Source organism: Tatumella sp. JGM91 (assembly GCF_018257575.1).
In the GTDB taxonomy this organism is placed as follows: domain Bacteria; phylum Pseudomonadota; class Gammaproteobacteria; order Enterobacterales; family Enterobacteriaceae; genus Tatumella; species Tatumella punctata.
The window spans coordinates 169,221-190,149 of the sequence record NZ_JAERJP010000005.1 but is presented as its reverse complement, the minus strand read 5'-3'; the positions used below and the strand labels follow the sequence as shown (position 1 = coordinate 190,149).

Below are 20,929 nucleotides of genomic sequence, written 5' to 3'. Positions count from 1 at the left end.
CCTCTGTCCCCCCCCCCCCCGGAGCTGTTCCTGATAATGGATAAACTCAGAAGACGCCAGGCTCTGTCACAGGAAACAGACGAATGAATAAAACCGCCCACGCCGATGCCCCGCCACACCCCGTATCGGTACGCTGGCAGTTATGGATTGTCGCTGTCGGTTTTTTTATGCAGTCACTGGACACCACAATTGTAAATACGGCGTTGCCATCAATGGCCAAAGCTCTGGGCACCAGTCCGTTGAATATGCATATGGTGATTGTCTGTTATGTACTTACGGTCGCCGTGATGTTGCCCCTGAGTGGCTGGTTATCTGACCGCTGTGGGGTGCGTAACGTATTTTGCGGAGCGATTAGTTTGTTTACCCTGGGCTCCCTGTGTTGTGCCTTATCTGCAAACACCGACCAGCTAATTCTGTCACGGATCCTGCAGGGCATCGGCGGAGCAATGATGGTTCCGGTGGGCAGGCTGACGGTGATGAAAATTGTTCCGCGGGCCCAATATATGGCGGCAATGACATTTGTCACCTTACCCGGCCAGTTGGGGCCGCTGGCTGGCCCGACGCTGGGGGGGATACTGGTCGAATATGCCAGCTGGCACTGGATTTTTCTGATCAATCTGCCGGTCGGTATTATCGGCATTATCGCCACCCTGAAATTACTGCCCAATTACCGTTTGCCACCCCGCCGTTTCGACTTCGGGGGATTTCTGCTGCTGGCAATTCCGATGGCAACCCTGACGCTGGCTCTGGAGAGCCATCAATGGACAATCACGCGACAGGGGGTATGGCCGTGGCTGTTGCTCAGTTGCGGCATCGGTTGTCTGCTGTGGTATCCCTGTTATGCCCGTCACCGGGATAATGCGTTGTTCAGCCTCGATTTATTCAAAAACAGGGTCTACCGGACAGGACTGATTGGCAGTATGCTGGCCCGTACCGGCAGTGGTATGCTGCCCTTTGTAATGCCACTCTTCTTACAACTGGCACTGGGTTACAGCCCTTTTCATGCCGGGCTGATGATGATTCCGATGGTCGTCGGCAGTATGCTGATAAAACGCGTGGTAGTACGGCTGGTAAACCGGGCTGGCTACCGTAACGCCCTGACCGGCGCGACCCTGTTGCTGGGTACGATCGTCCTGCTGCTGCCATTACTGATAAAATTCAACCTGCAGGGCGGATTACCGTTACTGCTGTTCCTGCTCGGCGGTGTCAACTCGATACGTTTTACCACCATGAATACCCTGACCCTGAAAGAATTACCCGATACGCTGGCATCCTCCGGTAACAGTCTGTTGTCGATGGTGATGCAACTGTCGATGAGTACCGGGGTCAGCCTGGCCGGATTACTGCTGGCAGCCTTCAGCGGCGGCCAGGTCACTGACAAGGCTGCGATGCTCAGTACCTTTAGTTATCTGTGGGTAGCTATCGGTATTTTCCTGTGGCTGCCTGTCGCCGTGTTCTGGTTTATCCCTGCCGGCCTCAGCCGTAACAGCCAGTTAAAAAAATCAGGTAAGCCATTATGAAATACCGCTGGCCCTTTACTATCGGCAGTAAGCTATTCATCACTCTATTTGCCACCTGTTTACTGGTACTGGTCACCATGCACTGGGCGGTCAGGATCAGCTTTGAACACGGCTTTGTCGATTATATCCGCGAAAGTAATGAACAGCGGCTGAACCTGCTCAGTGAGGCGCTGGCAGAACAATATGAACAGCACGGCAACTGGGACTTTATGCGGAATAATAACCGCATGATTTACACTCTGCTTCATTCCCTGGAACAGAACCAGCAACAGAGTAATTACCCGCAACCCGGCTGGCGGACGCCCTTCTGGATCGTTGACAGTCACTATCGGGTGCTGCTGGGGCCCCGTGAGAAAATCCCCGCCGAACGGGTGGAGCATCCTGTCACTACCAGTCAGGGAACAATTGTCGGCTGGGTATTAGGTTCACCTCCGGAACAACTGACCCGCAGTACTGATATCAGCTTTGACCAGCAACAGAAAAGAGCCAGCTGGAGCATCGTCGGTTTAATTACCCTGCTGGCAGCAATTGTTGCCTGGCTGCTGGCCAGGGGCTTACTGGCCCCCGTGAAACGTCTGGTCAATGGCACACACCAGCTGGCGGCAGGCCAGCTGAACACCCGGGTGGAGGTCACCACCGGTGATGAACTGGGGCAACTGGCCCGTGATTTTAATCAGTTGGCCGAATCACTGGAGAAAACCGAAACCAATCGCCGCGCCTTTATGGCTGACATTTCTCATGAACTGCGCACGCCGCTGGCGATATTGCAGGGAGAACTGGAAGCGATTCAGGATGGTGTCCGCAAGCTAACCCCGGAGGCGATACAATCCCTGCAGAGTGAAGTCATGATCCTGAAGAAAATGGTCGATGATCTCCACCAGCTGGCTCTCTCCGATGCCGGTGCATTGCGTTACCAGATGATGGACTGTGACCTGAGCGAATTGCTGACCAGTCTTACAGAAACGTTCCGCCCGCGCTTTACCGCCGCAGGCCTGTCTCTGGAGTGCCAGTGCCCTCCGGAGGTACCGTTCCATGGTGATATCAACAGACTGAACCAGTTGTGCCACAATTTGCTGGAAAACAGCCTGCGCTATACCCGGTCTCCCGGCAGCCTGGAGATTCGCCTGACAGCGCAAGAAAATGACTGGCTGTTGCAGTTTTCTGACAGTGCCCCGGGCCTGACTACAGAGCAACAGCAGCATATTTTTGAACGTTTTTACCGGGCAGAAGATTCCCGCAATCGTGCCAGCGGCGGCTCCGGTCTGGGGCTGGCTATTTGCCGGGCGATTGCCGAAGCGCACCAGGGATCAATCAGCAGCCAGCACTCGCTCACCGGAGGTGTTACTATCAGGGTGATATTACCTTTCACTTCAGGCGGACGACCGTTATGACCGGGCAGTTACAGACAGCACATATTATGATCGTTGAAGATGAGCCAAAGCTGGCACAACTGCTGGTGGATTATTTGCAGGCTGCCGGTTACCGCACCACTGTAATTCACCGTGGTGACGAGGCGATTTACCAGCTAAAAATGCTGCAACCCGATTTAATGATCCTTGACCTGATGCTGCCGGGCAAAGACGGGCTGAGTATTTGTCGTGAACTCCGTCAGTTTTCAGATCTGCCGGTCATTATGCTGACAGCACGCAGTGAGGAAATCGATCGCCTGCTGGGCCTTGAAATTGGTGCCGATGACTATGTATGTAAGCCGTTCAGCCCGCGGGAGGTGGTGGCGCGGGTGAAAATAATTCTGCGGCGTTGTCTGGTAAGCCGTGAAGCACAGTATACCCGGCCTGCGGGGCTGCTGATTGATACGGGACGTTTTCAGGCCAGCTGGGAAAATCAGCCCCTGGAGCTGACACCTGCCGAATTCCGCTTACTGAAAACCTTGTCACAGGAACCGGGTAAAGTTTTTACCCGCGAACAATTGCTCAACCTGCTGTACGATGACTATCGTGTGGTTACCGACCGGACTATCGACAGTCATATTAAAAATCTGCGGCGTAAGCTGGAAAATCTGGACAGCGACCAGACTTTTATCCGTGCTGTTTATGGTATCGGTTATCGCTGGGATGCCGACAAAAGCCGGCTTCACTGATCCGCGTCATCCTGCCACGAAGTGATTTACATCGTTAGCGTCCCCCTCTACAATTCCCCTTCTTTTTGTAGGGTCGAATTTTTTCGTCCCGGATAACACTCACTGAGTGTCCTGACCTGATATCAGAAAACGAGAATGACCATGTCCAAGCCTGAACTGCTTTCCCCCGCCGGTACCCTGAAAAATATGCGCTATGCATTTGCCTACGGTGCAGATGCTGTCTATGCCGGTCAGCCACGTTACAGTCTGCGGGTTCGCAACAATGAATTCAGCCATGAGAATCTCCGGCAGGGTATTCAGGAAGCTCATGCCCTCGGTAAAAAGTTTTATGTGGTCGTCAACATTGCGCCGCACAACGCTAAGCTGAAAACCTTTATCCGTGATCTGCAACCGGTGGTGGATATGCAGCCGGATGCACTGATTATGTCCGATCCCGGGCTGATTATGCTGGTGCGTGAAGCCTTTCCCGACATCGCTATCCATCTGTCAGTACAGGCCAATGCTGTTAACTGGGCTACGGTTCGTTTCTGGCAGCAGATGGGGCTTAGCCGGGTTATTTTATCCCGTGAGTTATCTCTCGAAGAAATCGGCGAAATTCGCGCTCAGGTACCGGAAATGGAACTGGAAGTTTTCGTCCATGGCGCGTTATGTATGGCCTATTCGGGTCGTTGCCTGTTATCCGGATATCTGAACAAACGCGATCCTAATCAGGGAACCTGTACCAATGCCTGCCGCTGGGATTACCGGATGGAAGAAGGTAAAGAGGATCTGAACGGTAATATCGTCGAAAAATACCCGCCGATTCCGGTTAAACAGGCTGAACCGACTCTTGGCAGCGGACCAGTCACCGACAAAGTTTTCCTTATCACCGAAAAAATGCGGCCGCAGGAGCCGATGAGTGCTTTTGAAGATGAACACGGCACTTATATTATGAATTCAAAAGATCTGCGAGCCGTGGCCCATGTCGAACGTTTGAGTCAGTTGGGCGTTCATTCGCTGAAAATCGAGGGCCGCACCAAATCGTTTTATTATTGTGCCCGCACCGCACAGGTATATCGCCGGGCGATTGATGATGCTGCGGCAGGCAAGCCTTTTGATACCAGTTTGTTACAGACACTGGAAGGGCTGGCACACCGCGGTTATACCGAGGGTTTTCTGCGCCGCCATACCCATGACAGTTACCAGAATTATCAGCAGGGATATTCTGTCTCTGACCGGCAGCAATTTGTCGGTGAATTCACCGGCCAGCGCCAGGGTGACTATGCGGAAGTTGCGGTAAAAAATAAATTTCTGCTGCACGACTGTTTAGAAATCATGACACCTGCCGGTAACCTGACTTTCACTCTGCAGGAAATGCAAACAGCCAAACGGCAACCCGCTGCGGTCGCCCCGGGAGATGGCCATAAGGTATGGCTGTTGGTACCACAGGATATCAGCCTCGACTACGCTCTGTTACTGCGAAATCTGCCGGAAGGGTCGACAACTCAGGCACCACACAGCCACGCAGTACAGGCATAACTTTTCGCTATTTAGAATCAGATCACAGTTATCTGCTGAGCCTGCGGCTAAAATAGCCCCATTATAAAAAAGGATAAAGACTGTCTGATTACCTCAGAATCCACCTTATTTACCCGCCAGGTCCCCCCGGCGGGTTTCTTTTTTTCAGCCTGTCGCCAGTGAAGCCTGCCGCGCTTTTATGTTATAAATTCCGGTAGTCTGTTTACAGTGCCGGGAAAAAATTCATGAATTCCACCAGCAAAGCTGTTGTGATCCTTAACGGAAAGAGTGCCGCTAATGAGCAGTTACGTCAGGCAGTCATAGATCTGCGGGCCGGCGGGTATCAGATCGAGGTACGGGTCACCTGGGAGGCGGGAGATACACAACGCTATCTGCAGGAAGCCCTTAGCCTGCAGGCAGATACGGTGATTGCCGGAGGCGGTGACGGCACCATTAATCAACTGGTCAGTTGCCTGGCACAACTGCCACCGGCACAGCGTCCGGTTCTCGGTATCCTGCCTCTGGGCACAGCGAATGACTTTGCCCGCAGCGCTGGTATCCCTGAACAGATGGCACCGGCATTACAACTGGCTGTCAGTGGAACTGTATCGGCAGTTGATATCGTGACCGTCAACCGGCAGCGTTATTTTATCAATATGGCGACCGGTGGCTTCGGCACCAGAATCACCACCGAAACCCCGGATAAACTGAAAGCCGCACTCGGCGGTGTATCTTATGTGATACATGGCTTGCTGCGTATGGACACCCTGAAAGCAGATCACTGTGAAATTATCAGCGAAACCTTTCACTGGCAGGGCGATGCCCTGGTGATCGGTATCGGTAACGGCCGTCAGGCTGGGGGCGGGCAGCGTTTGTGCCCTTCCGCATTTATCAACGATGGTCTGATGGATATCAGCATCGTTACGGCGCAGCAATGGCTGCCGGGCATTGTCCATAACCTGACGGGGAATAGCGATAACCCCGCCATAACCAGCGCCCGTTGTCGTTCACTGGAGATTAAAGCCCGTCACCCGATGACATTTAACCTTGACGGTGAACCCCTGAGTGGCGAGCACTTCCGGATGGAACTACTGCCACAGGCAGTGCGCTGCAGGCTGCCGGAAGAGTGCCCGCTGCTGAGCCACCGGCAACAAGCGTGATCACCACCAGCGATAAAAATGATGTACCGGGCCGTTACCTTTACCTGCCTGTAATGTATCGGCCATTTCTATCGCCCCGCACAGCCACTGCTTAGCCGCATCCACGGTTGCCGCCCAGTCCGGATAACGGGGCCGTAGTGCACAGAGCGCCGCCGATAAACTGCATCCGGTACCGTGGGTATGACGGGTGTTAATCCGCAGGGTGGTAAAACGTTTCTGAAAACCGTCACTGACCAGCCAGTCCGGACTTTCTTCTCCGCCCAGATGCCCGCCTTTGATTAAAACGGCCTGGCATCCGGTTTCCAGTAACTTTTGCGCCTGCAACAGCATTTCCTGCTCGCTGACTGCTTCACGGCATCCCAGCAAGGCAGCAGCTTCCGGGAGATTCGGGGTGATCAGCGACATCCGGGGTAACAGTTTATCCCGCAACAGACTCACAGCCTGAGGATCCAGCAGAGGATCGCCGCTTTTGGCCAGCATAACCGTATCCAGTACCCGCCAGGGAACCGTGCAGTGACTCAAATCATCAGCCATAGCACGGATAATCTCTGCGTTATGCAGCATACCCAGTTTCAGGGTATCGATACGAATATCGTCCATCACTGCGGCAAGTTGTTCGCGCACAAAATCCGCCGCCACCGCCCGGACTGAACGTACCCCACAGGTATTCTGGGCGACCAGGGCAGTAATCACACTGGTACCGTAGGCGCCCAGCGCAGAAAAGGTTTTTAAATCAGCCTGAATACCCGCCCCACCGCTGGGATCCGTTCCGGCAATAGTTAATGCATTAATTCGCCGCATTGTCTTGTCCCTCCTGTCGATGGGTCTGGCATAGCTGCCAGAGAGCATCGATTAACGCGATTGAAAAACTGCCGGGCCCGCGGGACTGTTGTGCTGCCTGTTCAGCAGCCTGTGACATCAGCCAGCAGGCTGTCGCCACATGATATAACCGGTTGCCGGGCAACGTGCTGAATGCTGCCACCAGGGCTGATAACCCGCAGCCAGTACCGGTCACGGCCGTCATTAACGGGGACCCTCCTGTCAGCGTCAGGACAAGATGACCATCGGTAACATAGTCAGTCGCCCCTGATACCACCACAATACAGTTCTGATCTGCCGCCAGCTGTACCGCCGCGCTCACTGCCCGGCATGAATCATCCTTGCTGTCCATCCCCCGCCCGCCTTTTCCGGCCCCCGCCAGTGCCAGAACTTCAGAACCGTTGCCGCGGATCACCGCCGGAGAAAAATCCAGCAACTGCCGGCAAAAATCGCTGCGCAGTGGTAATACTCCCATCGCGACCGGGTCCAGTGTCCAGGGAACTGCGGCGCGGTTGGCGGACTCCACAGCGGCCTGCATCGCGGGGATTGCCTCGCGGGTCAGGGTACCGACATTAATCAGTAGTGCTGACGCATGCGCCGCCATCACCGGCGCTTCCTGCAGATCAATGACCATGGCCGGAGACGCTGAGCTGGCAAGCAATATATTGGCGGTCAGTGACTGTACCACCTGGTTGGTCATACAATGCACCAGCGGCGGGGTCACCCCATAGAGATGCCGTGAGGCGGAAGCTTCACGGGCAGAAAAAGAAGAATAAACCACTGACATTTCAACGCTCCTGACGGGCATCAGGAAACGGATACCGCATACAGCAGTATCAGACTTCCCTCCGCCGGCATTATCCGGTTCAGGTTCAACGGGTGTTTCTCAGCCATAACCGGCACCCCGAGTCATCATACGTCGTACAGGGTAAGGCAACTCTCTGCCGCCGCGCAAGTCACAACTATAATTCCGTCGCGGCGAAATTATTTTAGCTCTGCCGAAGCAGGCGGATCTCTGCTATTATGTCTGCTTATATATCCAGCCTGACGGTACTGTTTGCATCACTGCGCAGCCCCGGCAGTCCTGCGTCCCCTGATAATTGTCTGAGTAGAGTACACCCTGTGACCCAATCATTTGCATCTCTGTCGCTGCCCGCTGCGCAGCTCGAAAACCTTACCGAACTCGGTTATTCGGCTATGACGCCGGTACAGGCTGAGGCGTTACCGGTTATTTTACAGGGCCATGATGTCCGTGCGCAGGCAAAGACCGGGAGCGGAAAAACAGCCGCCTTCGGCATCGGCCTGTTACAGAAAATAGATGCTTCGCAGTTTACCACTCAGGCAATGGTGTTATGCCCGACCCGTGAACTGGCGGATCAGGTCACCAAAGAACTGCGCCGTCTGGCACGCTACATTCCGAATATTAAAATTCTGACCCTGTGCGGTGGTCAGCCGATGGGTCATCAGCTGGCATCTCTGGCCCATGCTCCTCACATTGTGGTGGGTACGCCGGGACGTCTTCAGGAACATCTGCGCAAGCAGAGTTTACTGGTTCAGGGACTGCACGTACTGGTGCTCGATGAAGCTGACCGTATGCTTGACATGGGATTCAGTGAAGCGATTGATGATATTATCGGCTATCTGCCGGTCAAACGTCAGACACTGCTGTTTTCCGCCACCTACCCGCAGGGCATTGAAACTATCAGTGCACGGATCCAGCGTTCACCGGTCAGTATTACGACCGGTGATGTGTCGGTACTTCCGGATATTGAACAACAATTTTATGAAGCCTCACACGGCGGAAAACTGTCACTGCTGAAAACGTTACTCGGCCACCATCAGCCTTCTTCCTGCGTCGTTTTCTGTAATACCAAACGCGACTGTCAGCAAGTCTGTGAGGCTCTGACGGAACAAGGGATCAGTGTGGCCGCGCTGCACGGTGATTTAGAACAGCGTGACCGTGATCAGGTGCTGATACGTTTTGCTAACCATAGCTGCCGGGTACTGGTCGCTACGGATGTGGCTGCCCGTGGACTGGATATTAAAGATCTGCCGATGGTCGTAAACTATGAACTTTCTTTCGACCCGGAAGTTCACGTACACCGGATAGGCCGTACCGCCCGTGCAGGTGGCAAAGGTCTGGCCGTGAGTCTGGTCGCCCCGGCAGAGATCACGCGGGCTAACGCACTGGAAGATTATATCGACCTGAAACCACAGTGGTTGTCAGCCGGTGACCTCACCGTTGCTGCCGGAGTATCACTGGAGGCCGACAAGGTAACACTCTGTATCGACGGTGGCCGTAAAGCCAAAATACGCCCCGGTGACATTCTTGGCGCTCTGACCGGGGATGCCGGACTGACAGCCGATGATGTCGGTAAAATTGATATGTCAGCGATGCATGCTTATGTGGCTATTCGTAAAGCAGCGGCCAGTAAGATGTTTCGTCAGCTACAACAGCTGAAAATCAAAGGTAAGAACTGCAAGGTCAGATTACTGAAATAATTATTGCCGATTTCTGCTTAGCTCTCCGCCCCGCTGGCGGGCGGAGAGCGTTCTTATTTTTTACAGTTACCACCGGCTGGCTTTTCTGACCATTTCACGAATAGCAGTTTCAGATGCAGGGCTGACCGCAGGGTGACTTTAGCTGCAATCCGTCTTAATAACCGGCCGATGCTGGCTGACGTTCAGCGCTTCCCGACGCTATTTTTTTGCAACTGTCGCTGATCACTTTTCTGTGCCGCCTCTGCCAGCGCAGGAAAATCCTGCCAGCGGTAAAATGTTTCCGGTGCAGGAAGCCTGACCATCGATTTACCGGGCAGCAATCGTAATTCGGCCAGAGAGTTAATTTGCTCACCGGCATAGCTGGCAGGAAATGTCAGGGGCAGACTGGCTTCCGGTTCTCCCGGGACCGGGGTCGGTACCCTGTCATTGCCGGTCAGATAATTACGTTTCAGCAACAGGAACTTTTCCGGTACCGCTTTGCTGCTGTCCCACCACAATTTATCGACCATATCAAAATGAAAACGTGTCTGGCTGGCACTGACCGCGCCGAGACGGTGTAACGCCTGTGGCAGTATTGTCGTCATCGCCAGATTAAAACCACGTTTACTGTAAACCGTGTCCGGTCAGCAATAACGTCGCCGCCAGCCTGGCCCCGACCATATTTGAGTAGAGATCTTCCGGCGAGAAGGCTGAAATCCCCTCAGAAAAACCGGGAATTGATTCGAAACCATACCACTGAGCAACTTCATGCCAGGCTGCAATATCATAGGCAATTGTCGCCGCGATCCATACGGCCAGTGTATAGGCCTGTGCCGGATCCTTCGGTGGGGTAAATGCCCTGAAAACCACTTGTCGTTTTGCCAGCTCTTCCTCACCGGGAGAAAGGGTAAAGGCGGTGCCCAGTCTTGGGTATAGCTGGCTGAATAACCAGAAAGTCATATCCGCACTGTCACGAATATGAGCAGTATCAATAAACCCGCCACGCAGAGTATAAACAATACCGTTATGCTCTTTTCCCAGCCCGCTAAGCGCCAGTAATGAATTCCAGTGACTGTCGTTATAGTTATGTCTGCCGAGGTTATCTGTTTCAGCGACATTATTAATCCGGTAAAAAGGTACCGGTACGCCCAGCAGTTGCGTTTTCAACCGGTAACCAAAAGCACAGCAAGGCCGCAGACCATCAGGCGGTGACAGCGGCACGCTGACCGGCCAGGCTTCTGCGGCCTGCTGCTGAGGAATATGGGAAAAATCACTGCCGATCTCAATACGGGCGGATACGGGTGATGTGCTGAATAATACCGCTAACAGCGGCGCGTAAATCCATCCTTTCAAAAAGCTTCTCCTGCCTGAAAATAAAAAGCACTGCTGTTTTTACCTATTCCGTAGTCCAGCCGGATATTGACGCCCGGTTTAAACGCAAACCGGTATCCGGCCCCGATGGTCGGTAACCAGCGCTGCCCTGCAGCGGCTGAAAAATGTGATGCCATAGTGCCGCTGCCAATCCAGCCGACAATACCGTTTCGCCAGCTAAGTGACTGACGGTATTCAAGCTGGGTACTGATAACATCACGTTCGCGGTAACGTCCCGGGTAATACCCCCGGAAATGATCACTGTCCCCCAGTGATGGCAGCATATTCCACGGCACCTGGCCGCTGGTAAAAGCGCCATTGATCTCCCAGGCCAGTACCCGTTTTTTATCAATTTCATGGTAAGCGCTAAAATGGGCCGTCCATGCATCAAAACGCGTATTGCTGCCGGTTTGCGGGCTGTAGCGGATATATTGCAGGCTGGCTGAAATACCTTTATGCGGGTTAGGTAAAAAGTCCCGGCTGTCATAGCTCAGGCTAATCAGTGGCCCGCTACTGAACACTCCGCGCCCGTCGGCTTCCAGGGCAGGCCCGTTTTTTTGAGGATCATGTACCGATCCGGCCTGCATGTTGTTCAGCGACCAGCCCAGCCCGAAATAAGTCCGGCTGGCTATCTGCCGCATCACCTGCGGCATCATGCTGATTTCCCGTGCAACGTAGCGCTGTTTATTCCGGTTATTACTGCCAGCGCGAAACCCTTTTCCCCAGTACCATGTCGGGGTATCGCTTAGTTCTCCCTGTACAAAGAATCGCCACTTGTCCTGGTCATAAAACCCGTAATTATTGACCTGCAGTCCGAATGCGCCGGTGCTGCTGGCGTAACTACTTAATGTGACTGATGAATTCTGACTGATATGATCATCGGGATCGGGCCGGTATAACCCGGCGACCACCGCCCCCACCCCGGCGCCCAGCTCCGGTGTATAGAAGGGGCCCGGCATAATTCCCCAGTCGATCCCCTGGTCCGGATTAAACGTTCGGTTAGCCCCGAGGGGAGCCAGCCAGCGGTCAACCTGTTGTCGGGTGGGGATTATTCCGGCGGCTGCCTCTGAGGGCCAGAGAATTACAGCCAGTATCAGCACACTCAGCCGCCGCAGTAACATCAGAAACGATACTCTCCGGATACCATAATGCTGTTGCGCTGAGCAAAGCCCAGTTCTGCGGCAATATTAAAATGCCGGGTAATGCTGTACTGTGCGCCCGCCAGTACATTCCAGGGGGACTGCAAATGCTGCTTAACATCAAAACGGCCATTACCATTTCGGTTAGCCAGAGCCATTAATTGCTGTAATGAACCCGGCATCGCCAGATCGTTAAGACTGCCTTTAAATTCCTGCTGAACATCCTGATACATGGTCCCTACCCAGACATTCAGTTTTCCGGGTTCCAGCCCTATCGCACGGATCCCCGGAGTGGTAAAGCGGTAACCTACGCGCGGTGACAAGGTAAAGGCATTAATACTGCCGTCGAGAATATCGAACCTTGTCTGGGTATAGTTAAAGTCCACCAGCCCGTACCAGTCACCGACCCCTCCGGCCAGCACTGTCCCGACGCCATACGTGGTGCCTTTAAACTTAAGTTCAAAATTCAGATTATCGAACTGCCCTGCGTTATGCATGTTGTGCACCACACCGGAGATTAGCTGGTTCAGAAAGTCCCCTTTAAACTGAGAGGGGTCGGAATCAACGCCAATCGCTGAAATGGAATGACCACGGGTTTTACCGACAATCCCGTACAGGTTCCAGAACGGCAGCAGCCAGGCATCCAGCCGCAGAGTCGTCGTTTTACTGTATTGCCGGGTTTTACTGGCATCTATATTAAACAGGTTGGATGGGAAATTGAGTTTTCCCAGGCCAAGTCCGCTAAAATTAATCGAGTCAACACTGATATTCTGGCGAATGTTCATATAATTAATACCGATACCAAAAGGTTCCGGTAATTCATATCCCATTTGTACTGCTTTATCGCCAAGCAACGGGAACCAGCGATCATAGTGTTTAATTGCCGGAGGCGTCGGGGGCTGACTATTCAGCCGGTTATCTGCCGCCGGTATCTGGCTGGATTCCGGAAGCTGATACAGGGAGCTAAGGTCCCGGGGCGTGGCTGCAAAAGATTCGGTAAATATGCCGGGAATAGCCAATAACCCCAGGGCCAGATATCTGATTTTCATTGTTTTTACGATCTGCCATTGCCAGAAATAATAAATAAATACCGCGGTAAAGTGGCTGAAATTATGCGGCAGCCGTTAAATAACTTATCAGCATAACGTGCTAACAAATATAATATTTTAAATTAAAATATTACATTTAAATTAATTTAAATTTATTAATTCTTAACAGATAAATAAAAAGAATGAATTATAAGAAAAAATATATCAGATGTTATCAGAAACAGTTAATTAAGCGGGCTGATAATGAAGGAAATGATTAATAATGTGCGAAATATGAAGTGTAATTAATATATATAATTCATCATTGTATAATGCTGATTATATTAAATCCGCGGACTGTGAGCAGGCTGGCGGATAAAGAATAGCCTGCTCAGGGTAACGCTTATTCAGATACAGGTGAGGTTCTGATCAGATAATCAAAGGCGCTCAGTGATGCTTTAGCCCCCTCTCCGCTGGCAACAATAATCTGCTTATAGGGGACAGTCGTACAGTCACCGGCGGCAAAAATACCCGGCTGGCTGGTTGCACATTTGGTATCGATATCAATTTCACCAAACCGGTTACGCGCCACAGAGTCACCCAGCCACTGGGTATTTGGCAGCAAACCAATCTGCACAAAAATACCGGAGACTGCCAGCCCCTGCTGTTCCATCGTCTGACGATGCTGATATTGCAAGCCGGTGACCTGCTTACCATCACCGGTAACTTCCAGAGTCTGTGCATTAAGGATGACTTCCACATTTTTCAGGCTGCGCAGTTTCTCCTGCAGTACCTGGTCGGCTTTCAATTCTGCTGCGAATTCCAGCAAAGTGACATGGCTGGTGATCCCTGCCAGATCAATCGCCGCTTCCACCCCGGAATTTCCTCCGCCGATCACGGCAACCCGTTTTCCCTTAAATAAAGGGCCGTCACAGTGCGGACAATAGGTCACACCGCGCGTCCGGTATTGCTCTTCGCCCGGTACGTTCATATTACGCCAGCGGGCACCGGTTGCCAGGATAACGGCTTTTGCCTGCAGGGTTGCCCCGGAGACTGTGGCTACTGAATGCAGCCCTCCCGGTGCCGCGGACGGTAACAACTGGCTGGCAGTCTGTGCTTCAATAACATCAATCTGATAATCAGCCACATGCTGCCGCAACGCACCCGCCAGCTGACTGCCTTCGGTTTTGGGTACCGAAATATAGTTTTCGATATCTACCGTATCTAATAGCTGCCCGCCAAAACGTTCCCCGAGTAACCCGGTACGGATCCCTTTACGCGCCGCATAGATAGCCGCTGCCACACCAGCCGGACCGCTGCCAACGATCAACACATCGTAGGGCTGACGCTGATTCAGGGATTCGGCTGCTTTTTTCCCGGCATTGGTATCGACCTTACTGACGATCTCACTCAGACTCAGGCGCCCCTGGGCGAAGCTCTGACCATTAAGGTATACCGCAGGCACCCCCATCACTTCACGTTGTTCTATTTCATGCTGAAAAACGCCGCCATCTATCGCCGTATGGCTGATCCCGGGGTTGAGGATCGCCATCAGGTTAAGCGCCTGTACCACATCCGGACAGTTATGGCAGGACAGTGAATAATAGGTTTCAAAATTCAGCTCAGTATCCAGCGCTGCCACCTGAGACAGCAGCGCCTGACTCTCTTTCGATGGATGACCGCCGGTTTGTAAAAGAGCCAGTACCAGCGAAGTAAACTCATGGCCGAGGGGAGAACCGGCAAACCGCGGACCATGGTTCTGGCCGGGGGCTGAAATCATAAAAGAGGGTTTACGAACTGCCAGGCTGTCATCCAGCCGCAAACTGATTTTATCTGATAACCCGCTAATTTCTTCCAGTAATTCCCGCACTTCGCCGGAGGTGTTACTGTCATCCAGAGTCGCAATCAGCTCTACCGGACGGGTTAATTTTTCAAGATAAACGCTGAGTTGATGTTTTAATGTATTATCGAGCATGGTGATCTCCCTGGCAGAAAAACGGGTGCCTCAGCACCCGTGAAAAAACAAACCCCTGGCTGGCGCACTGATCAGATTTTACCGACCAGATCTAATGAAGGAGACAGTGTCGCTTCCCCTTCCTTCCATTTTGCAGGGCAGACTTCACCCGGATGGCTTGCCACATACTGGGCTGCTTTTACTTTACGCAGCAGGTCAGATGCATCACGACCGATGCCTTCTGCGGTAATTTCGATCGCCTGAATGACCCCTTCCGGGTCAACAATAAAGGTGCCACGATCTGCCAGTCCCTGTTCTTCACGCATAATTTCGAAATTACGCGTCAGTGCTCCGGTCGGGTCACCGATCATCGCATAACGGATTTTGCCGATAGTTTCAGAGCTGCCATGCCATGCTTTGTGGGTAAAATGGGTATCCGTGGAGACAGAGTAGATATCGACACCCAGTTTACGAAACTCATCATAGTGATCTGCCACATCACCCAGTTCGGTCGGGCAGACAAAAGTAAAATCAGCCGGGTAGAAAAAGAAGACACTCCACTTACCTTCCGTATCTTTCTCTGTCAGTTCGATAAACTGACCTTCTTTGAATGCGCTGTTTTTAAACGGTTTGATCTTAGTGTTGATAATTGACATCAGTTGCCCCTCCGTAAAAGTAGGATGCCAAAGTAACCTCTTTAGCGGGCAGCGGCTAATACTCTGTTATTATCGATTTGATAACTAAAATCTATTAACCCCGCGCTCAGCATTGTGCTGAACTGGTCACCTGAATTTACCCCATGGGAGTCTGTTATGGGCCACTCTGCGCCAGTCATCATTCGTGATTATGATGAGGCTGATCGTCCCTTTCTGCGAACGTTATATCTCGCCAGCCGCCGTGCAAACTGGCACTGGCTGAAAGGTGAAGACTGGCAACTGGAAGATTTTGACCGGTTAATTACTGGCGAAAAAGTGCGGGTTGCCATGGACGGTGAACAGCGGGCCGGATTTTCATCCTGTGCTGTAGTGGATAATTTTTTACATAGCCTGTTTGTCAGCCCGTCCTGTCAGGAGCAGGGAATTGGCACAGCCTTATTACAGGATGTCTGCCGGCGATTCACCGCCACTGGCAGCCTCAAATGTATGGCGGTAAACCAGCGCGCCCGCCGTTTTTATCACCGACACGGCTGGCAGGAGATTGCCACCGGCTGCGGAGAAGAAGGTGACTATATCCTGATGCATTACCCGCGCCAGCCGTGACTTTCCACTGGTGCCGGACGCAACATTCGCTTACAGGGCGCGGAAGCTGATATCGGCAGGAATAACCTCACCCTGCCAGTACAAACCGGCAGCAATGCCACCGGCGATCTGCCGATATCGCCGGGTAAACTCACCGTCGGGCTGACGGGTCACCGTCGGCAGCCCGGCATCCAGATCTTCACGTAACGAAATATGCAGCGGGATTTGCCCGCACAGAGTAATACCATACTCTTCAGCCAGCCTTTCTGCGCCGCCGGTGCCGAAAATGGCTTCATGGTGCCCGCAGTTGCTGCAAATATGCTGGCTCATATTCTCGATGATCCCCAGCACCGGCACATCAACTTTGTTGAACATCACGACCCCTTTACGGGCATCCAGTAAGGCCACATCCTGCGGAGTGGTAACCACCAGGGCCGCAGTCACCGGAATATTTTGTGCCAGTGTTAACTGGATATCACCGGTTCCCGGGGGCATATCGATGATCAGATAATCAAGATCCGGCCACAGGGTTTCATTCAGTAATTGCAACAACGCTTTACTGGCCATCGGCCCGCGCCAGACCATCGCGTTTTCTTCCGTGACCAGGTAACCTATTGAATTGGTCGCCAGACCGTGTGCCATCACCGGTGCCATATGCTTACCATCCGGTGAGGAGGGCCGTTGTTGTTCGGTCCCCATCATCAGGGGTACCGACGGGCCATAAATATCAGCATCCAGCAAACCGACCCGTGCGCCTTCTGCCTGTAAGGCCAGTGCCAGATTAATCGCCGTGGATGATTTACCTACTCCCCCTTTTCCGGAACTGACAGCAATAATATTTTTTACCCCGTGGCTGGAGGGCTGATTTTTTACCCGTTTCAGGGTGGCAATATCACAACTCAGTCGCCATTCAATGCCCTGTGCACCGCTCAGCTGCAGTAATTGCTGCTGAGCGGTGCGTTGTAACGCCTCAAATGCTGACTGCCAGGCAAAGGGCATCACTATTTCTATATGCAGTATATTATCCAGCAAAGCCACATGGCGGACAGCTTTCAGCCGAATCAGATCCTGTTGCAGTGTCGGGTGTTCAAAGCGTTGTAATACGGCGCTGACCTGCTGGCGCAATATTTCCGGTGAGTGATGCTGACGGGCATCTGACATCATCCCTTCTCCTTGTAACGATGCATTGTTAAAACAACGTAAAAAAATCAATCAGTCTCTATCCTAGCAGAATGGCCGGCGTAACGGCGACACCGGATAAGCATTATCACCCGCCACTTGTTTACGTTAACGGTGCCTTCGGTTACCATTCTATGTTCTTTTCCAAACCAACAGAAAGCTACGCAAACTATGACTCAAGTCGCAAAAAAAATAATGGTAACGTGCGCTCTGCCGTACGCTAATGGATCTATCCATCTCGGGCATATGCTGGAACATATCCAGGCAGACATCTGGGTACGTTACCAGCGAATGCGTGGCAATACCGTGTGGTTTATCTGTGCTGATGATGCCCACGGTACTCCAATCATGCTCAAAGCGCAGCAACTGGGTGTTGCTCCGGAAAAAATGATTGATGATATGAGCCGGGAACATCAGACGGATTTCGCCGGGTTTAATATCAGCTATGACAACTACCACTCAACCCACAGCGAAGAAAACCGCGAGCTGTCTGAACAAATCTATGGCCGGCTGAAAGAGAACGGTTTTATTAAAAACCGTACCATCTCCCAGTTATATGACCCGGAAAAAGGCATGTTTTTACCGGATCGCTTCGTAAAAGGCAGCTGTCCTAAATGTAAAGCTGCCGATCAGTATGGCGATAACTGCGAAGTCTGCGGGGCAACCTACAGCCCGACCGAGCTTATTGAACCGAAATCGGTGATTTCCGGTGCAACACCTGTAATGCGTGACTCAGAGCATTTCTTCTTTGATCTGCCATCATTCTCTGCCATGTTGCAAACCTGGACCCGCTCCGGTGCGCTGCAGGAACAGGTCGCTAATAAGATGCAGGAGTGGTTCGATTCCGGTTTGCAACAGTGGGATATTTCCCGCGATGCGCCTTATTTCGGTTTCGAAATCCCCGGAGCCCCTGGTAAATATTTCTATGTCTGGCTGGATGCGCCTATCGGTTACATGGGGTCGTTTAAAAATCTGTGTGATAAACGCGGTGATCTGGATTTTGACGAATACTGGAAGAAAGATTCTTCTACCGAGCTGTACCATTTTATCGGTAAAGATATTGTTTATTTCCACAGCCTGTTCTGGCCGGCCATGCTGGAAGGCAGCCAGTACCGTAAACCGGATAACCTGTTTGTACACGGTTATGTGACGGTTAACGGCGCTAAAATGTCAAAATCGCGGGGGACTTTCATTAAAGCCAGTACCTGGCTGCAACACCTGGATGCCGACAGCCTGCGTTACTACTATGCGGCTAAACTCTCTTCACGCATTGACGATATTGACCTGAACCTGGAAGATTTTGTCCAGCGGGTAAATGCTGACATCGTGAATAAAGTGGTTAATCTGGCGTCACGCAATGCCGGGTTTATTACCAAACGTTTTAATGGTCAGCTGTCAGAGACTCTGGCAGACCCTGCCCTGTATCAGACCTTTGTCGATGCCAGCGAGAAAATTGGTGAAGCATGGGCAAGCCGTGAGTTCAGCCGTGCGATCCGTGAAATTATGTCACTGGCAGATATGGCAAACCGTTATGTCGATGAGCAGGCCCCGTGGGTTATTGCGAAGCAGGAAGGCCGTGATGCTGAACTGCAGTCTGTCTGCTCAATGGGTATCCATCTGTTCCGCGTGCTGATGACCTGGCTGAAGCCGGTACTGCCGGAGCTGGCTGAACGTTGTGAAAACTTCCTAAACAGTGAGCTGACATGGGACGGTGTGGCCCGGCCTCTGACTGGCCACACTGTGGCACCATTTAAAGCACTGTATCAGCGTATTGAAATGGCAAAAGTTAACGGACTGATCGAAGCCTCTAAACACGATGCTGGCCAGACCACAGCACCGGCTGCCGCCAAACCGAAGAAAACCGCTGTGGCCGAAAAGCCGGCTAAAAAAGCAGATGTACAGGCAGAAGGTATTATTAGTATCGATGATTTTGCCAAAGTAGATATGCGGGTAGCGCTGATTGAGCAGGCTGAACTGGTCGAAGGGTCTGATAAACTACTGCGCCTGGTACTGGATGTCGGCGGTGAAAAGCGTCAGATTTTTTCAGGTATCCGTGCGGCCTATCCGGATCCGTCGGTACTGACCGGCCGTCTGACCATTATTGTAGCAAACCTTGCACCGCGTAAGATGCGTTTTGGCGTATCGGAAGGCATGGTGTTATCTGCCGGCAGTGGCGGCAGCGATTTATTTATCCTGTCCGCCGACAGCGGCGCACAGCCGGGCATGCAGGTCGGTTAATTCTGCCAGCCATGCCCTCAGTCCATAAGCCGGTGTAAACCGGCTTTTTTTTCCGCGGAATTCATCCTTCCCTCTGAATCTTGATGTCTGTCAGAAAAACTTTGCGATGAATCGCGCAAAGTTGTAATGCAAACCGCCGTGTACATTGTGCATTTGATAGAGATCACATATAAAAATCAGATACCGCAGTTTCACTGAATGAGGCTTCGTATGCACCCACGTTACACCACCGCATTTGAAACACTGACTCCCCGCTTACAGGCCGCCCTGCGTCCTGTGCTGGAGGATCCGCAGTTTACAGCGATTCTGTCCGCGCAGACAGTGAGTCAGTTAACCGCAGACACAGGTCTGGACGAGAATGCCCTGGCTCTGGCCTTACTGCCACTGGCTGCCAGTTGTGCGGTGACACCATTATCCGCGTTTAATGTCGGCGCAATCGCCCGCGGCACCAGTGGCAACTGGTACTTCGGCGCCAATATGGAATTCCGCGGCGCCACCATGCAGCAAACAGTCCATGCCGAACAGAGCGCTATCACCCATGCCTGGCTGTCCGGTGAAAAGAAACTGGCGGCGGTGACCGTCAACTACACCCCCTGCGGCCATTGTCGTCAGTTTATGAATGAACTCAACAGTGGCGGAGAGCTGGTGTTGTGTCTGCCCGGTAAACCGCCACGAACTCTGGCCGACTATCTGCCTGATGCTTTTGGCCCTGCAGATTTGCAGATCAATGATCTGCTGATGGATGACCAGACGCAGAATTTCCCGGTCAGTGGTGATGCCCTGCAACAGGCGGCTATCAGGGCAGCGGCTAAAAGCTATGCTCCCTATTCTTCTGCCTATAGCGGAGTGGCCTTAATGACCAGCAACGGTACTATTTATGCAGGTCGCTATGCAGAAAATGCCGCCTATAACCCGTCACTGCCGCCGTTACAATCCGCCCTGATACTGCTTAACTTACAGGGGGGCAATTGCCTTGATATTCAGCAAGCGGTACTGGCCGAATCTGAACAGGCCGCAGTCAGTCAGCTGGCGGCGACCCGGGCAACCCTCGCGGCTCTGGGGTGTGATCAGTTACGAGAGGTCAGTCTGTCACTGTAGCCCCCGCCGCGGCTAAATTTGCGGCGGCATTAACATTTTATTGATTTTTTCTGCTTATCATCGGCAGCTGAAGGCTATATTTTTGTCTTACCCTGATACCTTCGGCCAG

General features: G+C 52.5%; 18 protein-coding genes and 1 riboswitch. Of the genes, 9 read left to right on the top strand and 9 right to left on the bottom strand.

Going from position 1 to position 20,929, the window contains the following annotated elements; translation table 11 throughout:
- Nucleotides 1-83 precede the first annotated feature (83 nt).
- From mdtD to yegS, 5 genes are all read left to right on the top strand, one after another.
- Nucleotides 84-1,520 carry a multidrug transporter subunit MdtD gene (gene mdtD / locus JK198_RS05550; protein ID WP_212707152.1) on the top strand — a complete coding sequence of 479 codons (1,437 nt, stop codon included), beginning with the start codon at nucleotides 84-86 and terminating at the stop codon, nucleotides 1,518-1,520.
- The gene (baeS, locus tag JK198_RS05545) at nucleotides 1,517-2,911 is read left to right on the top strand and encodes a two-component system sensor histidine kinase BaeS (protein WP_212709952.1); all 1,395 of its coding nucleotides are present in this window, start codon (nucleotides 1,517-1,519) and stop codon (nucleotides 2,909-2,911) included. Before mdtD ends, baeS begins: the two co-directional genes overlap by 4 nt.
- Nucleotides 2,908-3,618 (top strand): two-component system response regulator BaeR, encoded by a 711-nt coding sequence (gene baeR, locus JK198_RS05540; protein ID WP_212707154.1) that lies wholly within the window; start codon nucleotides 2,908-2,910, stop codon nucleotides 3,616-3,618. The genes baeS and baeR overlap by 4 nt, the downstream gene beginning before the upstream one ends.
- A gap of 141 nt (nucleotides 3,619-3,759) precedes the next feature.
- A complete protein-coding gene (yegQ, locus tag JK198_RS05535; protein WP_212707273.1) occupies nucleotides 3,760-5,136 on the top strand; it encodes a tRNA 5-hydroxyuridine modification protein YegQ in 1,377 nt (458 codons plus the stop codon).
- A gap of 224 nt (nucleotides 5,137-5,360) precedes the next feature.
- Nucleotides 5,361-6,275, top strand: coding sequence for a lipid kinase YegS (gene yegS / locus JK198_RS05530; RefSeq protein WP_212707155.1), 915 nt, complete (start codon nucleotides 5,361-5,363; stop codon nucleotides 6,273-6,275).
- Here the strand turns inward: yegS and thiD are convergent, their stop codons facing one another.
- Together thiD and thiM are read right to left on the bottom strand one after the other, a co-directional pair.
- The gene (gene thiD, locus JK198_RS05525; protein ID WP_212707156.1) at nucleotides 6,276-7,076 is read right to left on the bottom strand and encodes a bifunctional hydroxymethylpyrimidine kinase/phosphomethylpyrimidine kinase; all 801 of its coding nucleotides are present in this window, start codon (nucleotides 7,074-7,076) and stop codon (nucleotides 6,276-6,278) included. It abuts the gene before it with no gap.
- Entirely contained in the window at nucleotides 7,063-7,881 is an 819-nt protein-coding gene (thiM, locus tag JK198_RS05520; RefSeq protein WP_212707157.1) for a hydroxyethylthiazole kinase, read from the bottom strand. Before thiM ends, thiD begins: the two co-directional genes overlap by 14 nt.
- Before the next feature lie 39 nt (nucleotides 7,882-7,920).
- Nucleotides 7,921-8,011, bottom strand: a riboswitch (TPP riboswitch).
- Nucleotides 8,012-8,117: 106 nt separating this feature from the next.
- Between thiM and dbpA the strand changes: the two genes are divergently transcribed.
- Complete coding sequence (gene dbpA, locus JK198_RS05515) at nucleotides 8,118-9,596, top strand: ATP-dependent RNA helicase DbpA (protein ID WP_212709953.1); 1,479 nt, start codon at nucleotides 8,118-8,120, stop codon at nucleotides 9,594-9,596.
- Between the two features lie 182 nt (nucleotides 9,597-9,778).
- Here the strand turns inward: dbpA and JK198_RS16930 are convergent, their stop codons facing one another.
- The 6 genes from JK198_RS16930 to ahpC form a co-directional block, all read right to left on the bottom strand.
- A complete protein-coding gene (locus JK198_RS16930; protein ID WP_249213702.1) occupies nucleotides 9,779-10,180 on the bottom strand; it encodes a DUF4056 domain-containing protein in 402 nt (133 codons plus the stop codon).
- Between the two features lie 19 nt (nucleotides 10,181-10,199).
- Nucleotides 10,200-10,928: a DUF4056 domain-containing protein gene (locus tag JK198_RS16925; protein ID WP_249213703.1), complete on the bottom strand. Its 729-nt coding sequence runs from the start codon at nucleotides 10,926-10,928 to the stop codon at nucleotides 10,200-10,202.
- On the bottom strand, nucleotides 10,925-12,061 hold the full coding sequence (locus JK198_RS05505) for a BamA/TamA family outer membrane protein (protein ID WP_349290182.1): 1,137 nt from the start codon (nucleotides 12,059-12,061) through the stop codon (nucleotides 10,925-10,927). Before JK198_RS05505 ends, JK198_RS16925 begins: the two co-directional genes overlap by 4 nt.
- Before the next feature lie 5 nt (nucleotides 12,062-12,066).
- A complete protein-coding gene (locus tag JK198_RS05500; RefSeq protein ID WP_212707161.1) occupies nucleotides 12,067-13,134 on the bottom strand; it encodes a hypothetical protein in 1,068 nt (355 codons plus the stop codon).
- A gap of 382 nt (nucleotides 13,135-13,516) precedes the next feature.
- The gene (gene ahpF / locus JK198_RS05495; protein WP_212707162.1) at nucleotides 13,517-15,088 is read right to left on the bottom strand and encodes an alkyl hydroperoxide reductase subunit F; all 1,572 of its coding nucleotides are present in this window, start codon (nucleotides 15,086-15,088) and stop codon (nucleotides 13,517-13,519) included.
- Nucleotides 15,089-15,159: 71 nt separating this feature from the next.
- Nucleotides 15,160-15,723, bottom strand: a complete 564-nt coding sequence (gene ahpC / locus JK198_RS05490) for an alkyl hydroperoxide reductase subunit C (protein ID WP_212707163.1) — start codon at nucleotides 15,721-15,723, stop codon at nucleotides 15,160-15,162.
- Nucleotides 15,724-15,879: 156 nt separating this feature from the next.
- Here ahpC and JK198_RS05485 point away from each other — a divergent pair, with 156 nt between their 5' ends.
- Nucleotides 15,880-16,326, top strand: coding sequence for a GNAT family N-acetyltransferase (locus JK198_RS05485; RefSeq protein ID WP_212707164.1), 447 nt, complete (start codon nucleotides 15,880-15,882; stop codon nucleotides 16,324-16,326).
- 30 nt (nucleotides 16,327-16,356) lie between these two features.
- Here the strand turns inward: JK198_RS05485 and apbC are convergent, their stop codons facing one another.
- Nucleotides 16,357-17,466, bottom strand: a complete 1,110-nt coding sequence (gene apbC / locus JK198_RS05480) for an iron-sulfur cluster carrier protein ApbC (RefSeq protein ID WP_212707274.1) — start codon at nucleotides 17,464-17,466, stop codon at nucleotides 16,357-16,359.
- 189 nt (nucleotides 17,467-17,655) lie between these two features.
- On the opposite strand from apbC, the gene metG reads away from it, so the two are divergent.
- Together metG and cdd are read left to right on the top strand one after the other, a co-directional pair.
- Nucleotides 17,656-19,722 carry a methionine--tRNA ligase gene (gene metG / locus JK198_RS05475; protein WP_212707165.1) on the top strand — a complete coding sequence of 689 codons (2,067 nt, stop codon included), beginning with the start codon at nucleotides 17,656-17,658 and terminating at the stop codon, nucleotides 19,720-19,722.
- Between the two features lie 210 nt (nucleotides 19,723-19,932).
- Nucleotides 19,933-20,820, top strand: coding sequence for a cytidine deaminase (gene cdd, locus JK198_RS05470; protein ID WP_212709955.1), 888 nt, complete (start codon nucleotides 19,933-19,935; stop codon nucleotides 20,818-20,820).
- Nucleotides 20,821-20,929: the final 109 nt, after the last annotated feature.

Coding starts and splice junctions, on each gene's coding strand:
- JK198_RS05485 (WP_212707164.1), top strand. CDS start 15,880: ATGGGCCACTCTGCGCCAGTCATCATTCGTGATTATGATGAGGCTGAT.
- JK198_RS16930 (WP_249213702.1), bottom strand. CDS start 10,180: ATGACGACAATACTGCCACAGGCGTTACACCGTCTCGGCGCGGTCAGT.
- ahpF (WP_212707162.1), bottom strand. CDS start 15,088: ATGCTCGATAATACATTAAAACATCAACTCAGCGTTTATCTTGAAAAA.
- thiM (WP_212707157.1), bottom strand. CDS start 7,881: ATGTCAGTGGTTTATTCTTCTTTTTCTGCCCGTGAAGCTTCCGCCTCA.
- metG (WP_212707165.1), top strand. CDS start 17,656: ATGACTCAAGTCGCAAAAAAAATAATGGTAACGTGCGCTCTGCCGTAC.
- apbC (WP_212707274.1), bottom strand. CDS start 17,466: ATGTCAGATGCCCGTCAGCATCACTCACCGGAAATATTGCGCCAGCAG.
- JK198_RS05500 (WP_212707161.1), bottom strand. CDS start 13,134: ATGAAAATCAGATATCTGGCCCTGGGGTTATTGGCTATTCCCGGCATA.
- yegS (WP_212707155.1), top strand. CDS start 5,361: ATGAATTCCACCAGCAAAGCTGTTGTGATCCTTAACGGAAAGAGTGCC.
- baeS (WP_212709952.1), top strand. CDS start 1,517: ATGAAATACCGCTGGCCCTTTACTATCGGCAGTAAGCTATTCATCACT.
- yegQ (WP_212707273.1), top strand. CDS start 3,760: ATGTCCAAGCCTGAACTGCTTTCCCCCGCCGGTACCCTGAAAAATATG.
- cdd (WP_212709955.1), top strand. CDS start 19,933: ATGCACCCACGTTACACCACCGCATTTGAAACACTGACTCCCCGCTTA.
- mdtD (WP_212707152.1), top strand. CDS start 84: ATGAATAAAACCGCCCACGCCGATGCCCCGCCACACCCCGTATCGGTA.
- dbpA (WP_212709953.1), top strand. CDS start 8,118: ATGTCTGCTTATATATCCAGCCTGACGGTACTGTTTGCATCACTGCGC.
- baeR (WP_212707154.1), top strand. CDS start 2,908: ATGACCGGGCAGTTACAGACAGCACATATTATGATCGTTGAAGATGAG.
- ahpC (WP_212707163.1), bottom strand. CDS start 15,723: ATGTCAATTATCAACACTAAGATCAAACCGTTTAAAAACAGCGCATTC.
- thiD (WP_212707156.1), bottom strand. CDS start 7,076: ATGCGGCGAATTAATGCATTAACTATTGCCGGAACGGATCCCAGCGGT.